Genomic DNA, 24066 nt, shown 5'->3' on the forward strand with positions numbered 1-24066 from the left:
ATGTTCCTCTGCTATGCCTGAATAGGGGTAGAAGTGAATCCGCCGGTGGAGCCGAACCCACCCGTGCCACGTACTGAGTCCGGCAATTCGTCAACCTGCACAAAATCGGCGTACTCAACGCGCTGAATGACCATTTGGGCAATTCTATCGCCGCGCGAAAGTGTGATTGATTGATGTTGATCAGTGTTTAGCAAGGTCACGGCAATTTCGCCTCGATAACCGGCATCAACGGTGCCCGGTGAGTTCACAATAGTCAGGCCGTGTTTTGTAGCTAACCCCGAGCGTGGATGAATCAAAGCCACATAACCCTCGGGTAAGGCAATTGCGACGCCGGTAGGAGCCAACACCCGCTCGCCAGGAGCAATCACCAGATCAATACGGGTTCGCAGATCCGCTCCCGCATCCCCCGGGTGGGCGTAACTAGGGGCTTCAAGCTCGGCGTCGAGCATTTTCAGCTGCACCGGTAGGGACCTTGCCACCAAACTGGGGCCAGTCGAGATTGCCTCGGACACGAATCTTCCTCCACCACATTGCACGGCTATTGTCATCGGGGCCGGAGCCTCCGCGCAATACTCTATCGGCACTTCCTGGAAGCTCTTTGCGCGCTGCCAAGAAGCTTCCAATCAAAATCACTGAACTCTTGTTGAACATTGTGCAAACAGATCAGGAACCATCAAAATTTCGCAGCTCACAGCGAAAGATGACAAGCTGAAGCCATGCGGCACAATGATTCTAATGCACTACGCCCCACCGATATCGTCTACGCTGAACGGCTCTGGCCCGCATTCTGGATGTGGCTTGTCGTGATAGGTATCTCGGCAGCCGGCATTTTAATCCTGGCACCAATCAGCATAGTCGCAGGATTCTCGGCCGCAGTGGTATTGCTTGTTCTCCAGGCAGCGTTTTTGATCATGAGCACGCCCAGAATCGAAGTTGATGCAAGCACGCTAACCGTCGGCCGAGCAAGCATCGAGCGGAAATTCATTGGTTCAGCTGCCGCGTTTCGCGATGATGACGCCTTTGCGCAACGCGGCCCACAGCTGAATGGCCTCGCCTACCTGTGCCTTCGCGGCTGGATTAGCCCCGTAGTGCGGATCGAAGTCCAGGATGCCTCTGATCCCACACCGTACTGGTTAACCTCGACGAGGCGGCCCGAGCAGCTTGTCGCTGCCCTGACCGCCTCGAGTGTCGAATAAATCAGCCTTCGCAATCTTTGCAGAACAGCAAGCCGTTCTTTTCGCGCGCAATCTGCGAACGATGCCGTACCAAGAAACACGACGAACAAGTAAATTCGTCGGCTTGGGCAGGCAAAACCCGTACAAGCAGTTCCTCGCCGGACAAATCTGCACCAGGAAGCTCGTAACTGTCGGCCGCTTCGGCCTCGTCCTCATCGACAACCGCCGACTGTTTGTCGGTACGGCGGGACTTCAATTCTTCAATTGAGTCCTCACTGAGTTCGTCGTCGGTCTTCCGCGGCGCATCGTAATCAGTCGCCATAGTTCTATACTCACGCTCCGGTCTTTTTTCAATGTCTCACCAGGCCCTCTCAAGAGCCTCCGACGATCAAACGTCGTAAGGCCCTATTTTGCGCCCGGTAACGGGGTGATTTTTCCCGAAAATCTTCCCAAACGCCAGTCCAAGCGTCATAATCCCCTATGATTTCCCTCACAACGAAGGAAAATCCCTGGAAAATCACAGTAATTTCACTGTTTGACGCGAGCGATCGAACCTTTTGGTTCGTCCGTTCTGCGAATGGCATACGCCACCATACAACATCCGCCACGCCTATGCTGGTCGTAGGATTTGGGCGCGTTCAATGGCAAAGTTTCTAATGAATAGCTGGGAGGACCGAGTTTCCAGTGGGCTCAGTGAATCGGGTGAGAAAAAGTATGCAGGATCTTCGTTTAGTAGGTGTTCACGATGACAGCGAACACTTACTGCTCAGCGGGGCTGGCGGTGAGATCTACCGGTTGCCTATCGATGAAGCGTTGCGAGTGGCCTCCTCTCGCACGCCGTTGCGGCAAAATGTTCTGGCTGCGTCTACGTCCAAGCCACTTGCCCCTGGCGAACGCCTCTCTCCCAAAGACATCCAACAGCGGATCCGTGGTGGCGCTAGCGCCACCGAAGTAGCCGAGGCCGCAGGCGTGCCTATCGAGCATGTGGAACGCTATGAGGGCCCAGTTTTAGCTGAGCGCGAACACGTGGCCCTTCTGGCGCGTCGCGTCGAAGTCTCAGACGCAATCCCCAGCCACGACGGCTACCGCTCGGCGTTTGGCGACGATCCAGCCAGCCTTGATGAAATGGTCTCCTACCGGCTCACGGCTATGGGCATCGACGCCAGCACAGTCGAATGGGATGCCTGGCGCAGACCAGACGGCCAGTGGGCCGTTACCGCCGCCTTCACCCCCGGTGAGGCACAACAATCCAGCGTCGGCGAATCTGCGCCCGCACAATGGGTCTACAACTCGTTACGCAAGAGCATTCAGAATGCTAATCGCTGGGCACAATTGCTCAGCGAGATTGAACCGCTTGATTCGCCGTTGCCGTCCCGCAGGCTAACCGCCGTCGCCGACCGGCCCTTTGACTTCGAAACCGATCGTCCTGAGGATCTCGAAGAAACGGCGACCCTTGAATCCGCGCCAAGCACGCCAGAAGATAAATCTTCCGACGAGTCCGACGGTCTGCTAGACCTATTGCGCGCACGACGCGGTCAACGTATCGGCACCGACGAAGACGACGACGATGCGCTGGCATTGTTGCTCACCGAAGGCATACCCGCGGCACATCCGCGCAATGAAGACAATAACGATGATGATGCTGGCGACGCCGCTGAAGCGGATGATTCTGCTGAGCTTGCCGAGCAACCCGCCTTTTTCCCCGCGTTATCGTTGGCTCCTAACCCGGTTGAACGCCCCGCGCAAAGTGATGACTTTAGCGGAACGGTCCGTCCGGACCCACTTGAACTTTCCGAAGGTGTCAGCACGCTCACCCGGGAAATCAAGATCTCCGCGCAGCCACAGGCGAAGTCTGCCGAGCCGCCGGCGAAGCCCATTGATCAAGAAGAAGACGCTGCCCCGGTGGCCGACCGCCGCCCTGGCATCAAACCGAAGCGATCCAGCGTACCGAGCTGGGACGAGATCGTCTTTGGCACTAAGACTGAGTGAGTTTCATTTCTCCGTGCCCCAGGGCAGCAACTGGTCTTGTTCGGAAATCTGCTGCGCTCCAGCCGCAGTAACTTGCCGCGTATAGTGCTTTCGGCAGAGCGTCTCATACCCGACGCTAGGCACCGAGCTTGAGGTTTCGGTAACCACATCGCCCACCACTACCTGGGCACCTTCTACGACCATCACTCCGTCGAGCGTACGGGCATTGTGGGTGGCCCGGCTCCCGCACCAGCAGAGGGCTTCCACCTGAAGCACCTGCACTCGGTCAGCCAACTCAATAAGTCGTTGTGAGCCAGGAAAGAGCTTCGTGCGAAAATCCGCGGTAATGCCGAAGCTAAAAACATCGACGTCCATCTCGTCGACTATTCGCGCTAGCTGCTCAACTTGAGCTGGCGTGTAGAACTGGGCTTCATCACAAATCAGATAGTCAACAGATTCATTCATCATCTTGTGCGCCACAACAACGTGCCAGAAATCGGTATCTGGAAGCACCTCAATCGCTTCGGTTTGCAAGCCCAACCGACTCGAGATGACGGACTCCCCCGCTCGATCGTTGCAGCTAAAGAGCAATCCAGTCCTACCACGAGCGCTGTGATTGTGATCAAGTTGCAGCGCAAGCGTGGACTTGCCGCAATCCATCGTGCCGGAATAAAAAACCAGTTCAGCCACGTCTACTTGTTCTCGCTTTGTTCCGAGGTCCTTGGACCGGTATTTGCAGGAGTGGTACAGCCCGCTCGGCCTTTGTTAGGGAGCCATGCTGACCCACAATGGCCATTGCATGCGCGGAGACCCTGCGAAGGTCGTAGAAAGCGACAGGCTCCCGCGCCGCAATCAATAAATCACCAATCCGGCCAAGAACTTCAGGCCGAACTTCACCGAAGTATCCTTTTGCTACCGCCTCTGCTCGGCTGAGCACCCACGCCTTAGCTCCCCAGGCTGAACGCCAAGCTGCAGCAAGCGCCTCAGGATCCGCATCGGCCTCGAGATAAAGCTGCACTAAACGCGGCTCACCGGCAGTGTGCCGCACACCTGCAACCAGCTCGGGAGTTGCCGAGTAGTCCACTCGCTGCGATTCAGGAACGTCCACCATGCCGTGATCCGCCGTCAGTAATAACAAAGTTCCGGGTGGTAGCTGTTCGGAAAGCCGTTTGACGGCAGCGTCCAATTCTTCAAGCTCATGCTCCCATTGCGCGGAATCTACCCCGCGCCGGTGCCCGGCCTTATCTAGCTCAGACCAATAGAAATACATCAATAACTCGGGCTCTGCCGCCATCAGCTCCGCGGCAGCAGCGGTGCGGGCGTGTGCAGACCCCGCGGCGACGAATCGGCTGCCGCGAAGCGCCGCGCGGGTCATCGCTGAATCGGCAAATTTTGGCAAGCTGACAGTAGCCGTAGGAAAGATACCTTCGAGCTGTTCAAAGACCGTAGGGTACGGCTGCCAGCTGAGCGGATCGACGCCGGCGTCCCAATTGCCTAAAAGATTGACCACTTCGTCTTGGCTCGGATCTAAGACATCATAGCCAACCATGCCATGTAGCCCAGGGGCGACGCCGGTGCCCAAGCTGGATAACGAGCTTGCCGTGGTTGATGGAAAGGCAGAATTAATCGTTCGGCTTACTCCGCCGGCCAGATTCCCAGTAAGCACACTTCGTAAAAATGGGGCGTGCGCAATCTTGCGCTTCAACAAAGCTGAACCCAGCCCATCGACCAAAACGACGCAGACTCGGCGCGCAGCCGGCAGTCCGAGCAAATTTTCAAACCTGCTGGCACCCATCGCGGCGGCCGAACTTGTCAGCACGCTAGCCAATGAGGCTGCGCCGTACCCCGGAGACTCCGGCAAACTCACTGTTTGCGCATTCCCATTCTGATCAGCGGTGATGGTTACGCCCCAGTCGAGTGCCAAGGTTAGCTAAGCCGCCTTTGGCCGGACCACCTTTCGCCGGGCCGGTTCTAGCTACGGTAACTTCTGGAATGGCAAGAATCTGGGTATTCACCGCGCGCAACGCTCGAGCAAAAATTTTGGCATCTTGCACAGCCTGCAAACCATCTGCTTCAGCGCTAATGCGTAGCGCGAGGTCCTCCTGCGCTATGTTGCCGGTGTAGCCGTGATCGGCTTCGCATTGCGGATCGCCGCAAGCCGCGGGACCAATATCGATCCTTTGTCCACCGGACCACCCAATCGAAACGGTCAATTCTAGGACCGGATCTGAGGGACGGTAATCCTGAGGTTGGTTGTAGAGATAACTCAAAACAACAGATCGGATTTGGCTAACCGGCACGGATTCTGTGGATACTTGCGCAACAACTTGTTCACCAGCTTCATCAAGTTGCTGATCGTCCACGTGCACAATGATCAGCATGTCGTCGGTGAGCGCCAGCACTGTAATGTGTCGATGAACTTCGGTCCGATCAAAATGTGTTTCCAAATGCGCCAAATGCGAAAGACAATCGCGACCGTCTAGCGCATCCCGCACCACGTCCGCCACTAACAACGGATAAAAACCCGCACGCTGTAAGGCTTGGTCCAGGGTCTGACCTTGTGCCGAGGGCGAGGCAGCAGAGCGAAATGCATTCATATCGGTCATTTTCTCAGAAAGCGGGCCATCAAGCTAACCGCCAAGTTGATTCGGGCCAGATTATGCGTTCATCGCCCGACGCGCACTGTCAGTGCGCTGCGCTGCGTTGCCCAACTTCACCGAAACCGACAGAACTGTCACAGTTTCGCTACCGGCCAGTACCGGATTGAATTCAATTGAGGCAACTTCTGGATGTTGGTCCTTGAGTGCAGCCAATCTCGCCACAAGTTCTTCCAAGGCTGATATTTGCACGGGTGGCAAACCCTGATAGCCAAAAAGCCGAGCCGAGGCCTTGGGTGAGCGAACCAATTCCGCGACATCGGTATTGGATCACGGCGTCACTCGATGCGCCCAGTCATCAAGCAAATTCACCGCGTCTCCTGCCAGACCAAAAGAAATCACCGGCCCAAGCAATGGATCCTCGATCGCTCGCAAGGTACAAGACTGGCCCACCGGGGCCATTGACTGAACTTCCAAGTCGAATTCACCAAAAGGCTGTAACGCCCGGCGCATTTGCGCAATATTTGCTCGCAGCGACTCTGCGTCCGCGATATTCAGTCGGACTCCGCCTAAGTCCAAGCGATGCCGCAGCGCTGAATCCATCGTTTTGACCGCAACGGGCCAGCCGAGCCGTTGCGCTGCGGAAACTGCTGCGTCATCTGAGGTGAAAGGAGCTGAATCGAGAACCTGAATGCCATAAAAACTCAGTAACTGGTTGGCGTCAGTGGAGTCAAGTGTCACCAATTCAGCACCAGAAACTTGGGCGAGCTTACTCTCAATAAATTCTTCGGCAGCATGGTGATCGACGCCGGAAGGCTCATCGAAGGCACCCTTTTCCCGCCGAAGCCATGCCGAATAACGCACGACGGCGGCGAGCGCGGAAATGGCGTCCCCCGGGCTTGAGTACGAGGGCACGCCAGCTGGCGCGTCAACCGCGCCAGCACCGGCCAAGCCATCGACTAGTACCTCAGGATCTAGAATTCCACTAAAGGCAACAAGCACGGGCTTCCCGCTCCGTTGCGCACATTCGGCAAGCAATCTGGCAATCTCCTCCGGACCAAGACCTCGGGCCGGCATGAGCGTCACGATGACCGAGTCAACCTGGCTATTGCCCAATGCCAACAACAATTTCGCACGCAATCGTTGCAATGCCGCTTCCCCGCCGTCGTCCAAACCTAAGTCGGTGATGGTCTCAACAACATTGAGTTCACGTTGAATGGCGGAATCTGCGACCACTCTAGCCAAGGCCAGAGAGTTGCTCAGTACCGCTAAACCTGGACCGGCTGGCAGCGATTGGTTCACCACAATCTGGGCGACGTCGGCAAGCTCATCAATCGTGGTGACCCGAATAACCCCGGACTGGCGCAGCATCGCATCCAGGGCACCTGCCGGCGCTTGCGTGGTGCGTACTGCATGCCCAGCAGGCAGTTGCAGCCCCAAAGCATCCGACTTTGCGACAATAACCGGTTTTGTTCGAGATAACCGACGTGCCAGCCGGGAGAATTTTCGTGGGTTACCAATTGACTCTAAATACATTCCGCATACTGCGGTGTCCGCGTCGTCTTCCCAATATTGCATCAGGTCATTACCCGAGACATCTGCTCGGTTGCCTGCCGAAAAAATGCTCGACATGCCGAGCCCCCGCTTGGCACACGAAGCATAAAGCGCTGCGCCGAGCGCCGCAGATTGGCTAAAAAGACCCAGGCTCCCCCGCTTAGGCAACTGCGGAGCAAGCGAAGCGTTGAGCGAGACACGTGGCCGCGTGTTGACGAGCCCTAACGACGCCGGGCCAATGAGTCGCATGCCACCAGAGCGTGCTTCCCGCACTAACTCACGTTGCACGCTCAAGCCCAAGTCGCCCTCATCAGCAAAGCCGCCAGTGGCGATCAGCACACCTTTGACACCGGCGGCAGCACACTCGCGAACAACACCAGGCACTTGTTCGTACGACACTGCAATAATCGCTAAGTCGATGGTTGTCTCAATGGCCGAAATTGACGGATAGCTTTGCGGGTCGTGCGGATTGACTCGATACACCGTGCCAGTGAAATGGTCTGAGTCGATGTGTTCCAGCAATTGAGCACCCAAGCCCAGAATTGATTCGCCCCTTGACTGCTGGTTTGCTGGGCTTCGACCCACGCCAATCACGGCAACCGATTCGGGTGATAGTAAGCCCTCAATGCTCCTGGCTTCGGCACGATGCTCTCTGGATTCCATCACCGCACGAGACTTTTCGGTCGGATCGATATCAAAGCTCAGACTTACGACGCCGTCGTCGAAATGTCTACTGACCTCATAGCCTGCCTCAGCAAAAACCGTGAGCATTTTGCGATTCTCGGGTAATACCTCGGCGGTAAAACGGGTCACCCCGTTTTCTCGGGCAGCGGCTGCCAAATGTTCGAGCAGAATCGAGCCAAGTCCGCGGCCTTGATGAACATCAGAGATGTTGAAAGCAACCTCGGCAACCGTCGGATCATCAAGTCGGTCATATCGACCAATGCCAATGATTGCACCGGCCACGGTAATCACAAAGGCGACCCGGTTGTGGTAATCGACCTCGGTAAAACGACGCAGTTCCTTATCGCTCAAGACCGATTTATAGGTGAAGAAGCGCATATAAATCGAGTTCGCCGATTGACCGCCGTGGAAGGATTGGACAGCTTCGACGTCCTGAGCGGAAATGGGATGCAAGTGCGCGGTGGCACCGTCACGGAGCACCACGTCTGCTTCCCAATGGTGCGGATATGCCGGTTCCGCAGGCGAATCGCTCATGGTTTCACCTTACTGCGTCAGAGATTTCAGCACATGAAACCCCTTTCCGCTGGGTGATCCTGTTCAAGCTCTCGGCGGAAAGCACTACGGAAGCAAAACCGTGGTAATCCGGGGATTTTGCGCGGGAACACCATACGATGGGTATGAGGACCATCCAGTCCTTTCAGCACATCAGACTTGGTCCAGCCCTAAGGAACATTCAGCAGCATGGCAAGGCGCACGTCACCGAAAGCCCCGGAGACCGGGGACTTCACCGAAAACATCATCGACATCGATGTATCCCAGGAAATGGAAGGCTCCTTCCTCGAGTACGCCTATTCGGTGATCTACTCTCGGGCGCTGCCTGATGCCCGCGACGGCCTCAAACCGGTACAACGCCGCATTTTGTACATGATGAGCGAAATGGGTTTGCACCCTGATCGCGGGCACGTCAAAAGTGCGCGCGTCGTGGGTGAAGTGATGGGCAAGCTGCACCCGCACGGCGATACCGCAATCTACGATGCCATGGTGCGCATGGCACAGGACTTTTCCCTGCGCTTGCCACTGATTGATGGCCACGGCAACTTTGGCTCGCTCGACGCCGGACCAGCTGCGCCGCGTTACACCGAAGCTAGGCTTGCCGCAGCCGCCTTGACGCTCACCGATCACCTCGATGAGGATGTGGTCGATTTTGTGCCGAACTACGATAATCAGCTCACCCAGCCAGAAGTCCTTCCGGCGGCCTTCCCCAATCTGTTGGTCAACGGCGCCACCGGCATCGCTGTTGGTATGGCCACCAACATGGCACCGCACAACCTGGTCGAAGTCATTTCGGCCGCGCGGCATCTGATTGCGCATCCTGAGGTAACTTTGGACGATGTCATGCGCTTCGTCCCCGGCCCAGACTTGCCTACCGGCGGTCGGATTGTCGGTCTTGACGGCATCCGGGAAGCCTACGAAACCGGTCGTGGTTCCTTCAAAACTCGAGCCAAGATCGACGTCGAACAGTTGACTGCGCGCCGAACCGGCCTAGTTGTCACTGAGCTGCCTTATACGGTGAGCCCGGAAAAGGTCATTGAGAAGATCAAAGACGGGGTCAACGCGAAGAAGCTGCAAGGCATCTCAGACATAGTGGATCTTACTGACCGTAACCATGGCTTACGGTTGGTCATCGAGTTGAAGAACGGTTTCAACCCGCAAGCGATCATTCAACAGCTCTACAAGCTCACCCCGATGGAAGACTCTTTCGGCATCAACAATGTCACCCTCGTTGACGGCCAGCCAAAGACGTTGGGTTTACTCGAGCTGCTCCGCGTATACGTTGCACATCGGATTGATGTTGTTCGACGGCGCACGGCGTTCCGTTTGGGCAAGAAAAAAGACCGTCTGCATTTGGTCGAAGGCATGCTGATCGCGATTCTGGATATCGATGAAGTCATCCAGATCATCCGGACGTCTGAAGAGACCGCCGCGGCACGTGACCGGCTCATTGCAATTTACGACCTCAGCGAAATACAGGCGAACTATATTCTGGAACTTCGCCTGCGGCAGCTGACTAAGTACTCGCGGATCGAGCTCGAAAAAGAGCAAGATGAGCTGCGCAAAGAGATTGAAGAACTGGAACGGATTTTGAATTCAGAACCGGTTTTACGCGAATTGGTTTCCAGCGAGTTAGCCGAGATTGCGGAAAAGTACGGCACACCGCGTCGCACGGTGCTGCTGGAATCCGAGGCCGTTTCGCCAACCGTAGCCAAAGCACTTGCCGCGGCAACGACCCCGGGTAAAGCTACGCCGCTAGCGCTCGAAATTGCCGACGATCCTTGTTGGGTGTTGCTGAGCAGTTCTGGCCAGATTGCCAGAACTAGCACTCGCGAAGCGCTTTCCGACTCTGGCGCCCGGACTAAACATGACGTCTTCAAGTCGGTTATTGCCACTAGTGCCCGCGGCGAAGTCGGTGCTGTGACTTCCGCAGGACGGATGTTGCGGCTGCAAGTTCTCGACATGCCGGTCCTTCCACCCACGGCAGGACTGCCGAATTTGGCCGGTGGCGTGCCGGCGAAAGAGTTTATTACCTTGCTCAAGGGCGAAAGCCTGATCAGTTTCGTGCCAATCGACGCCGTCGTTGCGCTGGGGACCAAACAGGGCATCGTGAAGCGAGTGACACCCGAGTACCCGCTCAATCGCGAGGACTGGGAAATCATCTCGCTCAAGGACAAAGACTCGGTGGTTGCTGCCGCCGCTGCGCAAGACGACGATGAGCTAGTTTTCATCACAGAGCAAGCGCAGCTGCTGCGATTCAGTGCCACAGCGGTTCGTCCACAAGGTCGAACCGCCGGTGGTATGGCCGGCATCAAGCTGGCCAGCAATGACGTGGTTTTGAGTTTCGCGGTAGTTGCAGCTGGCGATCCCGCGGCCGTAGTGGTGAGCATTTCTGGCAGCACCGATGCCCTACCAGGGACCGCCCCAGGCTCAGCGAAGGTTAGCGACTTCTCCGAGTACCCGCCCAAGGGCCGGGCCACCGGCGGTGTGCGTGCGCACCGTTTCCTGAAGGGCGAAGACATTTTGCTGTTGGCCTGGACCGGGCACGGACCCGCGAAGGCGGCTTCCTCCGCTGGCGTTGCCCGGGCGTTGCCGCTTGAGCATGGTCGCCGGGACGGGTCCGGAATACCACTGACGCAATCAATTGACGAGATTGGCCCTTCGCTTGATGGCTACGTTTCCGAGCCCGAAGAAAACTCCGTTGGATTGGTCCTTGAAGCTCCACTTGAGAGCTCAGCTGACTGAGTTAGCTACCGATTCGCTTGGTTTTTGGCTCAAGATGGCTGACTTGATCAAGTCCCGGTCGTAGCAGACCAGGCCATTGTTTTCGAGAAGTTCTTCGTGTAGCACTTGGTTTCCGGTGCGCTTGTCTGTTACCGTTCGGATAATCCTGTTGTGCCGGAAAATTTGCTCGCCCGCCTGGTAAAAGTAAGCGTCCTCTTCATGTACGTGATATTTCAACGGCAACGGCTGTTCGGCACGAAGCTCGCCGCGTAAATGCTCTTCGGTGAGATAAACAATAATCTGGAATGACTGGTCTAAGTTATTACGAAAGCGGTAGTCAAGATAGTTGTAAACGATTGAAGTACCCGTACCGTAAGGGATTTGCCGGTTAAAGTCTGGAAACAGGTCATAGGCGCTGTGGTGGTGATACTCAACGATTTCCAACGGGCTGTGCAAAATCATCCAATGTAGAAGGTTTGTAAACTGGCACATTCCGCCGCCAACTCCAGAGGCTGCCCTGCCATGGCTGATCACCACGCCCTCTCGATATCCGAGCCTGGTATTAACTGGGCCCACCAGCCGCCAAAACGAAAAGGTCTCTCCTGGCTTGATGATGACTCGGTTCACTTTGGGCGCCGAGAGCCCCCAAGCTAATAGCTTTGTTCTCCTGCAATTCCAGATCGACGTTTCCAAGCTTGCGACGAATCAGCGAGTTGTGTTTGTAAACCAGCACCGGTAAGGGCAGCTCCGACGATTCGGAGGCGAATTGGACACGGGAAAACCTATTCTGGAGCTTCCGGAACGCTAGCAACTTCGCGACAGAAATTCGGTAGGTCAGTGGGTGAAGTTCACTGAAAAGTCGTCGTGCCACAAGATCACATCTTTCGCTAAGGAGTTGGTGATCTAAAGATAAGTCCATTCGATGATGTAAATAGTCACTTCGAGGGATTTGGCTTATAACGCTTTGAGAACTTTTAGTGACCGCCGTCGAGGTTTAGCGCCACTACCCCGGCCACAATCAAGGTGATGCCGATAATTTTCGTCACGGACAAGGGCTCTTTGAAAAGCCAAAAACCGATTACCGCTATCACCGCAGTGCCAACTCCGGACCAAATGGCATAGGCGGTACTTACTGGCACCTCTTTGAGCGCAAGGCTCAGTGCGTAGAAAGAGATTGCGTAACCAACGACGACGCCGACCGAGGGCCATAATTTCGAGAAGCCATCCGAAACCTTCAACAACGACGTTGCCACAATCTCGCAATCGCAATCGCGATTGCGAGGAAGAGATAGGGCATCTCAGAGAACCCTGTCGAAAGCCATTGATCGTCGAACCGCGCTGTAGCCCATTCGCTCGTAAAGCGTATTTGCGCCGGTTGGGTTTTCAGTATCTACGTCCAAAGAGGCCACATCCATTCCCGCCGCCCTGAATCTGCGCATGGCTTCAGCCAACAAAGCCGCAGCGATCCGGCATCCTCGGTAAGCTCTTCGAACTCCGATCAGCTCGGTATAGCCTTCTTTGCGGCCAAAACTGCTGAAGATATCTTGGTCATAACTGGCCAGCTGATAACCCGCCACTTCCCCGGTTGAAGCGTCCAAAACCACCAAACTCCAATCCGCACGGAAAAGTGGGTGTTCTACGGTATCTCGCCAAGTTTCCAGATCACGCGTTTCCGAACCCCAATGGTCAGCGAAGACTTCGTTATGCGCCAATCGAACAGCTTCCGAATGCTCCGAGGAGAAAGTAGTGACCACCAGGTTTTCGTCAAGATCGATGACCGGAATCTCTTCGGATAACGGCCGATGCATTTCGGAAAAATAGCGAACGATATTGAACCCGTTTGCGGTGAACAACTCTTGGGCAACCGGGTTGTTATCCTCAGCGTAAGTGCGGGCAATTTCTGGGCTCTGCTGACGGGCGGAAAATCGATGCGCTACCCGCTCAAGCTGCCACTTAAGTAACGCCGAGCCAATACCCCGACGTTGCCACTCCGGATCAACCCCGCCAGAGACATAGGCTTTAGCACCCTCAGGGTTCTTACGAACTTGAGCAAACGCCCGAGGAATCCCTCCGTGGTCAACACCAATTACGGTATCGAGCAATGGATCATTTTTGCTCGAGTTCAAGGAGTTTTCTAAATCTTCCAGCTGGTCGTGCCAAGGAGCTTTTTCTGCGGAGAAAATACGTAAGATCAGTTCGTACCATTGCGCCAAGTCGGCTTTTTCAATGGGGCGGAATTCCAATTCCGAGCCCACAGCAGTGTCCAATCCAGGCAAGTTCATACCCCAACCCTATCGTTGACACCGTCAGCTCCGCTCGCAGATTTGACGCCGAGTTTCAGCTGAATATCAGTAGCCTGAACGTCCTGCGGTCGGTGAGTAATGAGAACAACGGTTTTCGCCCGCAAACTACTACGCAAGTCCGACATTAGCGCCGCAGCAGAGCCGGCATCCAAATGCGCTGTCGGTTCATCAAGTAACACGACGTCTGCCCGGGTAAGCAATGCCCGAGCCACGGCGATCCTTTGCCTCTGACCACCAGATACCAACCCGCCGGCGTCGCCCAATCGAGTTTCCAGACCAGCGGGCAAGTGGCTAAGCCACTGTGCAAGTCCAACTTCATGTAGTACCTGGTGCAGTTCGAGTTCGGAAGGCGGATCAGATTTTTTCCGCGCGAGCGCCAGGTTTCCGCGAAGTGTCGAGTTGAAAAGATGCGCTTCTTGCGGACACCAGGCGATACTCCCATGCACTGCCACACGGCCAGAGACGGGTGCGGTGAAGCCCATTAGAGTAGCCAGAAATGTAGATTTTCCAGCGCCGGATGGACCCGTCACGGTGAGCCAGTCCCCTTGGGCAAGCTCGAGGTCGATGCCATCGGCAACGCTGAGGCCCTGCCATCCGATGCTGAGTTGCCGGGCTTGAATGGTGTTGTTCGATGTTGCCACTGGTACGTGCGGAAGCTCCGGCACTTGTAGTTCCCTAGCAACCGAACGCCACAGTCGGCGCAGTAGTGGCAGACCGGGCGCAGATTGCACCAAAGGTGAAAAGACGTCCAACAAGCCAAGCTGAAGCAAGACCAGCGCAACTAAAACTTCAATTCGAAGCTGCCCGCTAGTGACCAACGGTGAGCCTAACGCGATCATGCCGACGGAACCCGCGCACGCAAGAGTGGTGAGCAGTGCCAAACCTAGACCTTCGGCCCAAGCACCGCGTTGCGCCAGAGCCGTCGATTTTCGGTCTAAGGCAAACAGCCTGCTAAGCAAAGGCTGTTCGATGCCATTGCTGCGAAGTTCAGCGGCCGAGCCCAGCAACACGGTCAACTCGCTTATCAGCTTGCTCCGTTGCGCCTGTTCTTGGTTCCGAGATCTGCTATCCGCCCACAACGCAACGGCTGGGCAGAGCAACACTGCGCCTAGCAGGATCACCACCTGAAAACCGAGCGCCTGCGGAAACAATAACGAGGTGCTGACAATCACGGCAACAGCAGCCAAGACCGCGGTTATCGGAGGCAAGAGTACCCTGGGCGCCAAATTTCGCAGTGCGTCCACATCACCGATCAATCGAGGTAATACAGAGTCCCCCCGGCTGAGCTCCCGGTTAGCGGGCAACGACTTGCTTAGCGCGTCCCAAAGCCTGCCGCGCAACCGATCAGCGGCAGCGAACATCGACTGATGGGTGTTGAGCCGCTCGACGTATCGGGCGACGGCGCGCAGCAAGCCAAAGAACCTCACTCCCACAATTGCGGTGAGTAAGTAGAGCACCGGTGGTTGTTGGCTCGCGCGAACAATTAGCCAGCCGGAAAGTGCCGTGAGTGCGAGCGCGGCCAAAGACGCTATGACACCGAAGAAAATCGACCCTAAAAATGCTGGTAGCCAAGGTTGTAAAATGCGCAAGAACTGGACGATCCCTGGCACTAAAGTAGTTTTGAATCGTTGCTCACTAGTTACCGTTGACTGCTGATCGATAATGCTGCTGTCAACGCCGCTGCTGTCATTTCGACGGCCGTCTTCATCGCCCGGCGCGAGCGGTTCCTGGGCCGGCGGTAAGACCTCTGCGCGGGAATCCAGCCCCGGATCAGCATTGCTTGTCGGGGCCACCAACTCAAGCTGTTGGTCGGCAAGGGCCAGAACTCTGGCGTCGTGGCTGACTATCAGCACCGTCGCCCTGCCACGAAGCGATATCAGGGCATCTTCGATAAGTCGGGCCGAGGCCGCGTCCACGTGCGCGGTTGGCTCGTCCACCAGTACCTTATCCGCTCCGCAGTCAACTCGAACTAGCACCCGTGCCAAGGCCAAACGTCGGAGCTGACCAGGGCTGAGCCATGCTGGATGCTGATTTTCTCGGCCAGCCAGCCCCACTGATGCTAAAACCTCAGCGGCCGACTGTGGGTCGATGGCCCCCCAGAGCAGAAGTTCCTGCATGACGCTGCGCTCAGTGCTACCTGGATCCTGTGGCAACCAGGCCACATGCTTGGCATCAATCCCGCGCACGCTCCCGGCTAGATCTGCTTCAGCCGAAGTCACCGTGCCGATCAGGGCGCCTAGCAAAGTGGACTTACCACAGCCACTGGCACCTGAGATTGCCAGAATCTTTCCCCGTGGAACGGAAAAACTTACCCCCGACAGGGCTGGTACTGCTCGATCGAGGTATCGGACGCTTAACTCCGAGACATTCAGTTCTGCCCCCTTGCCGCCGGTCGTTGCGAGGCGATCACCGATCGGAGCGGCTAATTCTTCTTTGCTGCGCCGCATCGCCTCGCGTCCGTCGTCACTCGCGTGGAAGGCCGTGCCCAGCTCACGCAACGGCAGGTAGCACTCTGCCACCAAGATCAGCACCAGGAGCCCCGTCCCGAGATCAAGCTGGCCATAGACAAGCCACACTCCGATGAAAACTGCGACCAACGCAACCGATAACGTCGCAATCAGTTCCAAAGCGAGCGCCGAAAGAAAGGCCACACGCAACGTCGCCATCGTCGTGCGTCGATAATCGTTGCCCAGCCGATCTAAAGCTGCGCGTTGTTCGCGGGCTCGACCTAAACCAATAAGTACCGGCAGTCCGCGCGCTAACTCGGTCAGTTGGCTGGAGAGCCTGAGTAAAGCACCGGTTGCCTGGCTCACCTTGTCTTGCGTGAACCACCCGATCAGGGCCATGAAAACCGGCACCAACGGAACGGTAAGAACCACGATTAGCGCACTGACCCAGTCGGCGGCCAAAATTCTGACACCGATAATGGCCGGAACCGTGGCGGCGCTGACCAGGGCTGGCAAATACTGATGGTAATAGCCATCAAGCGCGTCCAATCCGCTGCTTGCCAGCACCGTCGCACCTCCACGCTGATTTGCTTGCTCAGAGCCTGCTCTAGCAATCCAATGCTGAGTCAGCTCAACGCGAAACTGTTCTTTGGCACCTAATGCGGTTCGTTTCGCGCTGACCTGCACCGCCCAAACCATCACTGAGCGGACGACGGCGGCTGCCGCAGCAAGGCTCAATGAAGCCAGCACCGGGGTGCCGTTGATCGCAGCGACAATTGAACTGGCCAGGCCATCGGCGAACACCACCATTGCAGCAGCTTTGATGGCGTTGAGCAGCCCGAGCAAATAGATGCCCGGCATACTGGAACGGGGAATTTCGGGTTTCACGGCAGGCTCCTAGTGTGCCGGAAGGCTCTTGGTACTGATTCGTTTCCGAAAAACCCAGTAAGTCCAGCCCTGGTAAGCAAGCACTAGCGGAACACCAAAACAAGCGATGATGCTGATCAATCCGAGGGTGTATTCGGAAGCCGATGCGTTCTGCACGGTCAGGTTAAACTCTGCGGAGAGCGTCGACGGCAAAACGTTCGGGAACAGACTGAAAAATATTGTCGCGAATACGCTGAGAAGAAAAACTCCACAGCCCAAGAATGCCCAACCTTCTCGATGTTTCTTGGCAGCAAAAATTGCGCTGTCTACCGCAACGACCGCCAGTCCAATCAACAACCAGCCAAGCGGCTTCGCATTGATGATCTGCACTGCTATCGCCCAAACGAGCATAGGTAATAAGGCTAGTGGTGCGGCTCGGCGAAAAAGCATACGAGCTCGGACTCGCACGGTACCATCGGTTTTCAAGGCCAAAAATGCGGCCGCGTGGACAAGGCAAAACAGCAGCACAGCAGCCCCGCCCAACATTGCGTATCCGTTGAACCAGGCAAAAGCACCACCGACTCGGTCTCCGTTAGCGTTCAGCGGCAGCCCGGTGCTGGTCAATGCCAAGGTTGCACCGATGCCGAATGCCGACGTTGCTGAACCGAGCAGAATGGCCCAATCCCAGGTGTTCTGCCACCGTGGAGAAGCCACTTTGCCACGGTATTCAAAAGCGACGGCACGGAAAATCAGACCAAGCAATACGAAGATCAGCGGCAGATAGAGCGCCGAGAGCAAGGAAGCGTACCAAAGCGGAAAGGCGGCAAAGGTCGCCCCAACAGCGGTAATAAGCCAGACCTCGTTGCCGTCCCAGACCGGGCCCACTGTGTTGAGCAGCACGCGGCGTTCCTCATTATTGCGGGCAAAGAGTTTCATCAGCATGCCAACGCCTAAATCGAATCCCTCTAAGAAGAGGTAACCAGTCCACAGCACCGCGATGACCACAAACCACAAAGTTGGTAGGAATTCCATTAGCTCGTCTCCTTTAGATCGGCAACCGGCATCTCGAGCTGCAATCCTGGCCCGGCCTGCTCAGCGGTAATAGACCGCTCAGTAAGCAAAGGCGAGTACATCGTCGTCGTCCTTGTTCTTGGTCCCGTCGGTTTCATCGTCGTTCTCGCTATCAGGTGGCGTTGCTAGCTCGGGCATTGCAGAGAGCACGCCGCCCCGGACGTATTTGAAGAGCAGAAACACTTCGACAATCAGCAGGACCGCATAGACCGCGACGAAAGCCACCAAAGAAAAGATCAGCTCGCCCACGCTCACCCCGGGAGAAACGGCAGCAGCGGTGAACATGAACACCGGATCGATGCCGGTCATTTGCGGATTAGGCGCTACAACGAAGGGCTGGCGGCCCAACTCGGTAAAGATCCATCCCGCAGAGTTGGCGCCAAAGGGGGCGAGGATGCCGAATACTGCTAGCCGCATGAGCCATTTGGATTCTGGTACCGTGCCTCGGCGGGCAATAAAGAACGCCACAAATGCTGCCAATGCCGCGATGCCACCGAAACCGATCATCATCCGGAATCCCCAGTAGGTCACTGCCATCACCGGTACGTATTGAATCGGCTGCCCGGCTCGATCGCCGTAGATCGGGTTATCTGGCAGGTTTGTGCCATATTTCGCCTGGTACTCAGGCAGCAAAGAGTTCACGCCTTTGACTTCGGTACTGAAATCACCGTGCGCCAGGAAGGACAACAGCCCGGGGATTTCGATGACGGCGGCAACGTCATTACAGTTTTTCGCGCCGACGTCGCCAATGGATAGCACGGAGAAGCTAGTGCCGTTCTGGCAAGCAGCCTCTGCCGCGGCCATCTTCATGGGCTGCTGCTCGAACATCAATCTGCCCTGTAAATCGCCGCTGATCGCAGTTCCAGCAAAGGCGATCATGGCCACCACCGCACCAATCCGCAGCGAACGGATCCACACTTTATGGTCAGTCTTGTCCCGACCGGGGTGCTGTACCTTGCCGTTGACGACGGCGCTCTCACCGACGACAACTCGCTTCTTGGCGTCAACGGTATCGATGCCAAGCTTGCGCCGCTTCCACAGGTGGTACCACGAGATGCCGAGCAAGAAGCCACCCGCTACGGCAAGCGCACCAAAGATTGTGTGTGGAAAAGCAACCAATGCAGTGTTGTTAGTGAAGACCGCCCAAGCATCGGTCATTCGGGGCCGGCCATCGACTACTGTGACGCCCACCGGATGTTGCATCCAAGAATTAGCAACCAAGATGAAGTAAGCGCTCACCACCGAGCCCAACACAGCAATCCAAAGGCAGACTAGATGGATTTTCGCGGGTAGTTTCTTCCAGCCAAAGATCCACAAGCCAAGAAACGTTGATTCGACGAAGAAGGCCAGTAATGCTTCCATTGCCAGCGGCGCGCCAAACACATCACCAACGAATCGGCTGTACTCACTCCACGCCAGGCCAAACTGGAACTCTTGTACCAGCCCAGTCGCGACGCCCAGAATGAAATTGATCAGGAATAGCTTCCCCCAGAACTTAGTCATTCGGAGATACTCGGGCTTTTTGTTCCGCAACCAGAAGGTTTGCAGTACGGCTATCAAAAGGCCCAGGCCGATAGTGAGCGGAACCATCAGGAAGTGGTAAACGGTAGTGATGCCGAATTGCCACCGAGCGATATCGAGAGCTTCCATTTCAACCTCTTCTACGTCTTGTTTAGAAAAACAGTGTAGAACATTTTCTACTGCTCGTAGAAATTAGCGCAAAAACGCGCTACATTGGTATCTGCAGTATTGGCGATCATGCTAGAAAATATTTCGTAAGAGTTGAGGATAAAAATGGCGACGTTGGGCGAATTGGAGCGATCCGTGATGGATCTGCTGTGGCAACAGCCAGCACCGCTCACTGCCAACGAGCTGCGGGATCTGCTCTGCCACTTGGAAGCATCGCAAGGTAAGGAACTCGTGGTGACCACGGTGTTGACGGTGCTCTCCCGGTTAGAGAAAAAGGGTTTAGTCGAGCGCGAACGCGATATTCGTCCGCACCGCTACCGCGCTGTTACTTCGCGCGAAGAGCACACCGCAGAACTTATGCATGAAGTACTGGGCTCAGCACCAGATCGCGAAGCGGTGCTGGCACGATTCATCGGTTCAGTATCCGCTGATGAAGCTTCCACACTACGCAAACTGCTGGGCTACAACGAGCGCTAGCTGATACGGAGCAGAGACTGAGGTCGACTCTTGGGTCTTGACCCGCTCACAACAACCGCTTGGGTGCTTGCGGCGCTCGCGGTCATTTTGGCTTGGCCAGCTCCTTTGGTGCTTTCTCGCGCGCATTGGCCGCGACGCTCCCCTGCCATGGCAATGATTCTCTGGCAGGCAGTTGGCCTTGCTGGCGGATTGTCTATGATCGGCGCCATGCTGACCTGGGGATTGGCGCCGCTAGGAAGCAATATTCTGGCCGCCTTTGGCCGGTTGATAGACATCGTCTTTTTCAATGCGCCGATCGGCGGGCTGCGGTTCTGGCATGCTTTCGCCCTTTCTGCTGCTGGGCTGTTGGGTGCACATCTGCTCTTCACCTTGCTGCTCACCTACGTACGGATCCAACGGCAACGCAGCCGGCACCGGGAGCTGCTATTACTACTTTCCTCGCCATCAGCGGAGCGCCCCGGCACCGTTGTGATCAACCACGCTGCACCAGTCGCGTATTGCCTGCCAGGTGGTGCTCGATCGGTCACGGTGCTCTCAGATGGTTTGCTGAAGCTCTTCAAACCAGAAGAACTTCAAGCCGTGTTGACTCATGAACAAACGCATCTCTTGCAACGGCACCATCTGCTCCTATGGGCCTTCGCCGCCTGGAAATCTGCACTACCGTGGCTGCCGACCTCACGACTTGCGCAAAGCGCGGTCAACGAACTGATCGAGATGCTTGCCGACGACGCCGCCCTCTGCGAGGTGCCAGAGCCCACCTTAGTGCGCTCCATTGCTTTAGTAGCCTCTGGCTCGGCACACAGCCCGTCTCCGGCGCCCTCGTCGGATAATCCAGACTCGGATGGCACCACGGCGTCCAGAATTCAACGGCTGATTCACCCGGAACCACCATTAGCTGCGCCGTTACGGGCGCTCATATTGGTCGGCTCGCTGTTACTACTAGCAGCACCAACCGCGCTGCTAGTTATCCCAGCACTCCTCAGCTAAATATTCCAGAACGCTGCACAACTTTTCGGCCTTAAACATTCGTTTTAAGGCCGAAAAGTTGTGCAGCGTTTGAAGTTTCTGGCTGTGGATTAGGCGTCGAGGCGTTCCCGATCGAGCATTGCCGAGCCGGCGATAATAAATTCTTTGCGCGGTGCGACGTCGGAGCCCATGAGCAGCTCAAAAGTCTTCTCGGCCGCCTCAGCATGTGTTGCGGTAACTCTGCGCAAGGTTCGATGCCGTGGATCCATCGTGGTTTCGGCCAGCTGATCGGCATCCATTTCGCCCAGACCCTTGTAACGCTGGATCGGCTCTTTGTAGCGCTTGCCCTCTTTTTCTAACCGCTTGAGCAAGTCATTGAGCTCATTTTCGGTATAGGTGTAAATCAACTCATTCGCCTTTTGACCATGATTGATTACCTCAACTCGATGCAGCGGCGGCACTGCGGCGTAAACGCGGCCAGCATCAATCATCGGGCGCATGTAGCGGAAGAACAACGTCAGCAAAAGAGTGCGAATATGTGCCCCGTCGACGTCGGCATCCGTCATGACAATGATCTTGCCGTAGCGTGCGCCCTCAATGTCGAAGGAACGGCCAGACCCGGCGCCAACCACTTGGATGAGCGCCGCGCATTCGGCGTTGGAGAGCATATCCCCCACCGAAGCCTTCTGCACGTTCAGGATCTTGCCACGTATCGGCAGCAAAGCTTGGAAGTCGGAGGAACGAGCCAGTCGTGCGGTGCCCAGCGCGCTGTCGCCCTCCACGATGAACAATTCCGTGCGCTCAGTTTCTTCGGACCGGCAATCCGCCAATTTAGCGGGTAGCGAAGAGGTTTCCAAGGCATTCTTGCGCCGCTGAGTTTCTTTGTGTACCCGCGCCGAAATCCGCGACTTCATTTCGGAAACAACTTTTTCCAATAACAACGCCGATTGGGCCTTGTCATTGCGATTCGACGAATTCAGCTTCGCGGTAATTTCTTGCTCAACCACTTTGGCCACAATCGCACGCACTGCAGGCGTGCCAAGAACCTCTTTGGTCTGGCCTTCAAACTGGGGCTCGGCCAGTCGCACGGTGAGCACCGCCGTCAACCCGGCCTGAACATCATCCTTTTCGATCTTGTCGTTTCCGGCCTTGAGCTTGCGGGCATTCGCTTCAATGACTTTGCGGAAAGTCCTCAACAGCGCTTGCTCAAAACCTTCTTGATGCCTGCCGCCCTTTGGCGTGGAAATGATGTTGACGAAGCTGCGCATCGTGGTCTCGTAACCGATGCCCCAGCGTAAGGCAATATCCACTTCACAATCGCGCTCGACCTCAGTTGGCATCATGTGGCCATTATCATCAAGCACCGGGACGGTCTCTTTGAAGCTCGCGGTGCCGTGTAATCGCCAAATATCCGTTACTGGTGCATCGACAGCTAGGAAATCTACAAACTCTGAGATACCGCCGTCGTGATGAAACACCTCTTTGTGCGGACCTAACTCGCCCGCAGTATTAGCTAAGCCTCGTTCGTCCCGAATGGTGATCCGCAGCCCCGGGACTAAGAAAGATGTTTGCCGCGCCCTAGCGGCAAGCTCCTCGTAGGAGAACTTCGCATCCGGGGTGAAAATCTGTTGATCCGCCCAATATCGAATTCGAGTTCCGGTAACGCCACGTTTCGTAGTACCAATAACACCGAGTACCGACTTTTGTACGAAAGGCTCAAAGGTCGAATTGGGGCTCAGCGAACGCCCGGTTTCTTTGAAGACTCCCGGCTCACCGCGACGGAATGACATTTGGTATGTTTTGCCACCGCGATCAACTTGAGCATCCAGGCGAGCCGATAGCGCGTTGACGACGGAAGCGCCGACGCCGTGCAAGCCGCCGGAAGCAGCATAAGAGGACCCACCAAATTTTCCACCAGCATGCAGTTTGGTCAGCACAACTTCGACGCCGGTCAAGCCAGTTTTCGGCTCAATGTCGACCGGAATACCACGCCCATCGTCGTGCACTTCGACGGAATTGTCCTTGTGTAAAATCACCAGAATCTTCTGGCCGAAACCGCCCAGCGCCTCATCGACGGCGTTGTCGAGAATCTCCCAAAGACAATGCATCAAGCCACGGGAATCGGTGGAGCCGATATACATACCCGGCCGTTTGCGCACCGCGTCCAGCCCTTCGAGAACTGAAAGGTGGCGGGCGTTGTAATCGGATTTTGTGGCGGCCACGTGGAGGCGCTCCTTCGAAGGTCATACAGTGCCAGTTTCCTGGACATATTGAGCTTTTTCAGACTATCGCTTTCCAAGCTGCTCGCAGCGCAGGCTGGCCGTACGACGCCTCAGATAACGGCCAAGCCGTGTCCTGAGGATTCGGCGAAAAGTGGACGTTTATGAAATTGCAATACGCGGACAGCGAAAGAAGACCCAGCCTGAGATGGTTTGGAACCGCATAATGGTTGTATAGATGTACAAGCATTAGAGCTGGAGCACCTGTAGAGGCGAAAGCGTCACGGGGCCAGAAATGAAGGAGGGGTCATGACAACGGCAATTATAAGTCGTGAACTGAATGCTTTGGATCGCTGCGATCGTTGTGGCGCACAAGCTTATGTCAGGGTAGTCCTTGAGTCCTCTGGCGGAGAACTTCTATTCTGCGCGCACCATGCACGCGCAGTTGAAGCGACGCTAAAACCGATTTCGGGACAGTGGCACGATGAGACCTCCCGGTTGTTTGAAAAAGCACCGGTTCTTATCGAGGACTGAGCAACTATGTACTGAACAATCGTGTTAAGAAAGGCACCTAGCGCAATCGCTAGGTGCCTTTCTTGTTCAGTCTGTGTTCGAGTTAGCAGCTAATAAGTTGGTTGCATCGTGGCGACAATATCCCACGGAGTTGGTATTCTCGGAGGGACATACCCATTTCTTCCCAGTGAAAATGCTAGCTAGGTGGGAAATCGTGGAAAAGCACCAGGCTCCTTGGGAATGAACTTGGGAATGAAAAG

At 56.0% G+C, this 24066-nt stretch carries 18 protein-coding genes and 1 pseudogene; 6 read left to right on the top strand and 13 right to left on the bottom strand.

Annotated elements, in window-relative coordinates:
* Positions 1–11 precede the first annotated feature (11 nt).
* On the bottom strand, positions 12–623 hold the full coding sequence (gene dut, locus RSAL33209_RS10640; RefSeq protein WP_012245794.1) for a dUTP diphosphatase: 612 nt from the start codon (positions 621–623) through the stop codon (positions 12–14).
* A 93-nt stretch (positions 624–716) separates the two neighbouring features.
* Here dut and RSAL33209_RS10645 point away from each other — a divergent pair, with 93 nt between their 5' ends.
* On the top strand, positions 717–1196 hold the full coding sequence (locus RSAL33209_RS10645) for a DUF3093 domain-containing protein (protein ID WP_012245795.1): 480 nt from the start codon (positions 717–719) through the stop codon (positions 1194–1196).
* Between the two features lies 1 nt (position 1197).
* On the opposite strand, the gene RSAL33209_RS10650 is transcribed toward RSAL33209_RS10645, so the two are convergent.
* A complete protein-coding gene (locus tag RSAL33209_RS10650) occupies positions 1198–1497 on the bottom strand; it encodes a DUF4193 domain-containing protein (protein ID WP_012245796.1) in 300 nt (99 codons plus the stop codon).
* Between the two features lie 392 nt (positions 1498–1889).
* On the opposite strand from RSAL33209_RS10650, the gene sepH reads away from it, so the two are divergent.
* The gene (gene sepH, locus RSAL33209_RS10655) at positions 1890–3164 is read left to right on the top strand and encodes a septation protein SepH (RefSeq protein ID WP_041684694.1); all 1275 of its coding nucleotides are present in this window, start codon (positions 1890–1892) and stop codon (positions 3162–3164) included.
* 3 nt (positions 3165–3167) lie between these two features.
* On the opposite strand, the gene RSAL33209_RS10660 is transcribed toward sepH, so the two are convergent.
* From RSAL33209_RS10660 to RSAL33209_RS10675, 4 genes and pseudogenes are all read right to left on the bottom strand, one after another.
* On the bottom strand, positions 3168–3833 hold the full coding sequence (locus RSAL33209_RS10660; RefSeq protein ID WP_012245798.1) for a thymidine kinase: 666 nt from the start codon (positions 3831–3833) through the stop codon (positions 3168–3170).
* Positions 3826–5004 carry an alkaline phosphatase family protein gene (locus RSAL33209_RS10665; protein ID WP_012245799.1) on the bottom strand — a complete coding sequence of 393 codons (1179 nt, stop codon included), beginning with the start codon at positions 5002–5004 and terminating at the stop codon, positions 3826–3828. Before RSAL33209_RS10665 ends, RSAL33209_RS10660 begins: the two co-directional genes overlap by 8 nt.
* A 28-nt stretch (positions 5005–5032) precedes the next feature.
* Positions 5033–5749: a DUF5998 family protein gene (locus RSAL33209_RS10670; protein WP_012245800.1), complete on the bottom strand. Its 717-nt coding sequence runs from the start codon at positions 5747–5749 to the stop codon at positions 5033–5035.
* Between the two features lie 51 nt (positions 5750–5800).
* Positions 5801–8512, bottom strand: a pseudogene (locus tag RSAL33209_RS10675) (bifunctional acetate--CoA ligase family protein/GNAT family N-acetyltransferase).
* Between the two features lie 207 nt (positions 8513–8719).
* Here RSAL33209_RS10675 and RSAL33209_RS10680 point away from each other — a divergent pair.
* Positions 8720–11275, top strand: coding sequence for a DNA gyrase/topoisomerase IV subunit A (locus RSAL33209_RS10680; RefSeq protein ID WP_012245803.1), 2556 nt, complete (start codon positions 8720–8722; stop codon positions 11273–11275).
* On the opposite strand, the gene RSAL33209_RS10685 is transcribed toward RSAL33209_RS10680, so the two are convergent.
* From RSAL33209_RS10685 to RSAL33209_RS10710, 6 genes are all read right to left on the bottom strand, one after another.
* Positions 11264–11881 (bottom strand): VanW family protein, encoded by a 618-nt coding sequence (locus tag RSAL33209_RS10685; RefSeq protein WP_233494176.1) that lies wholly within the window; start codon positions 11879–11881, stop codon positions 11264–11266. The genes RSAL33209_RS10680 and RSAL33209_RS10685 overlap by 12 nt on opposite strands.
* A 347-nt stretch (positions 11882–12228) precedes the next feature.
* The gene (locus RSAL33209_RS10690; RefSeq protein ID WP_012245805.1) at positions 12229–12507 is read right to left on the bottom strand and encodes a DMT family transporter; all 279 of its coding nucleotides are present in this window, start codon (positions 12505–12507) and stop codon (positions 12229–12231) included.
* 45 nt (positions 12508–12552) lie between these two features.
* Positions 12553–13536: a GNAT family N-acetyltransferase gene (locus tag RSAL33209_RS10695; protein ID WP_012245806.1), complete on the bottom strand. Its 984-nt coding sequence runs from the start codon at positions 13534–13536 to the stop codon at positions 12553–12555.
* Entirely contained in the window at positions 13533–16892 is a 3360-nt protein-coding gene (cydD, locus tag RSAL33209_RS10700; RefSeq protein ID WP_012245807.1) for a thiol reductant ABC exporter subunit CydD, read from the bottom strand. Before cydD ends, RSAL33209_RS10695 begins: the two co-directional genes overlap by 4 nt.
* 9 nt (positions 16893–16901) lie before the next feature.
* The gene (gene cydB / locus RSAL33209_RS10705) at positions 16902–17903 is read right to left on the bottom strand and encodes a cytochrome d ubiquinol oxidase subunit II (RefSeq protein WP_012245808.1); all 1002 of its coding nucleotides are present in this window, start codon (positions 17901–17903) and stop codon (positions 16902–16904) included.
* 78 nt (positions 17904–17981) lie between these two features.
* A complete protein-coding gene (locus RSAL33209_RS10710; protein WP_012245809.1) occupies positions 17982–19592 on the bottom strand; it encodes a cytochrome ubiquinol oxidase subunit I in 1611 nt (536 codons plus the stop codon).
* Between the two features lie 144 nt (positions 19593–19736).
* Between RSAL33209_RS10710 and RSAL33209_RS10715 the strand changes: the two genes are divergently transcribed.
* Both RSAL33209_RS10715 and RSAL33209_RS10720 read left to right on the top strand, forming a co-directional pair.
* Complete coding sequence (locus RSAL33209_RS10715) at positions 19737–20108, top strand: BlaI/MecI/CopY family transcriptional regulator (protein ID WP_041684697.1); 372 nt, start codon at positions 19737–19739, stop codon at positions 20106–20108.
* A 30-nt stretch (positions 20109–20138) separates the two neighbouring features.
* Complete coding sequence (locus RSAL33209_RS10720; RefSeq protein WP_012245811.1) at positions 20139–21095, top strand: M56 family metallopeptidase; 957 nt, start codon at positions 20139–20141, stop codon at positions 21093–21095.
* 89 nt (positions 21096–21184) lie between these two features.
* Here the strand turns inward: RSAL33209_RS10720 and RSAL33209_RS10725 are convergent, their stop codons facing one another.
* Complete coding sequence (locus RSAL33209_RS10725; protein ID WP_012245812.1) at positions 21185–23296, bottom strand: DNA gyrase/topoisomerase IV subunit B; 2112 nt, start codon at positions 23294–23296, stop codon at positions 21185–21187.
* A 306-nt stretch (positions 23297–23602) separates the two neighbouring features.
* On the opposite strand from RSAL33209_RS10725, the gene RSAL33209_RS18790 reads away from it, so the two are divergent.
* Positions 23603–23827, top strand: coding sequence for a DUF7455 domain-containing protein (locus RSAL33209_RS18790; RefSeq protein WP_012245813.1), 225 nt, complete (start codon positions 23603–23605; stop codon positions 23825–23827).
* The last annotated feature ends 239 nt before the right edge of the window (positions 23828–24066 follow it).

It is taken from the genome of Renibacterium salmoninarum ATCC 33209, assembly GCF_000018885.1.
In the GTDB taxonomy this organism is placed as follows: Bacteria; Actinomycetota; Actinomycetes; order Actinomycetales; family Micrococcaceae; genus Renibacterium; species Renibacterium salmoninarum.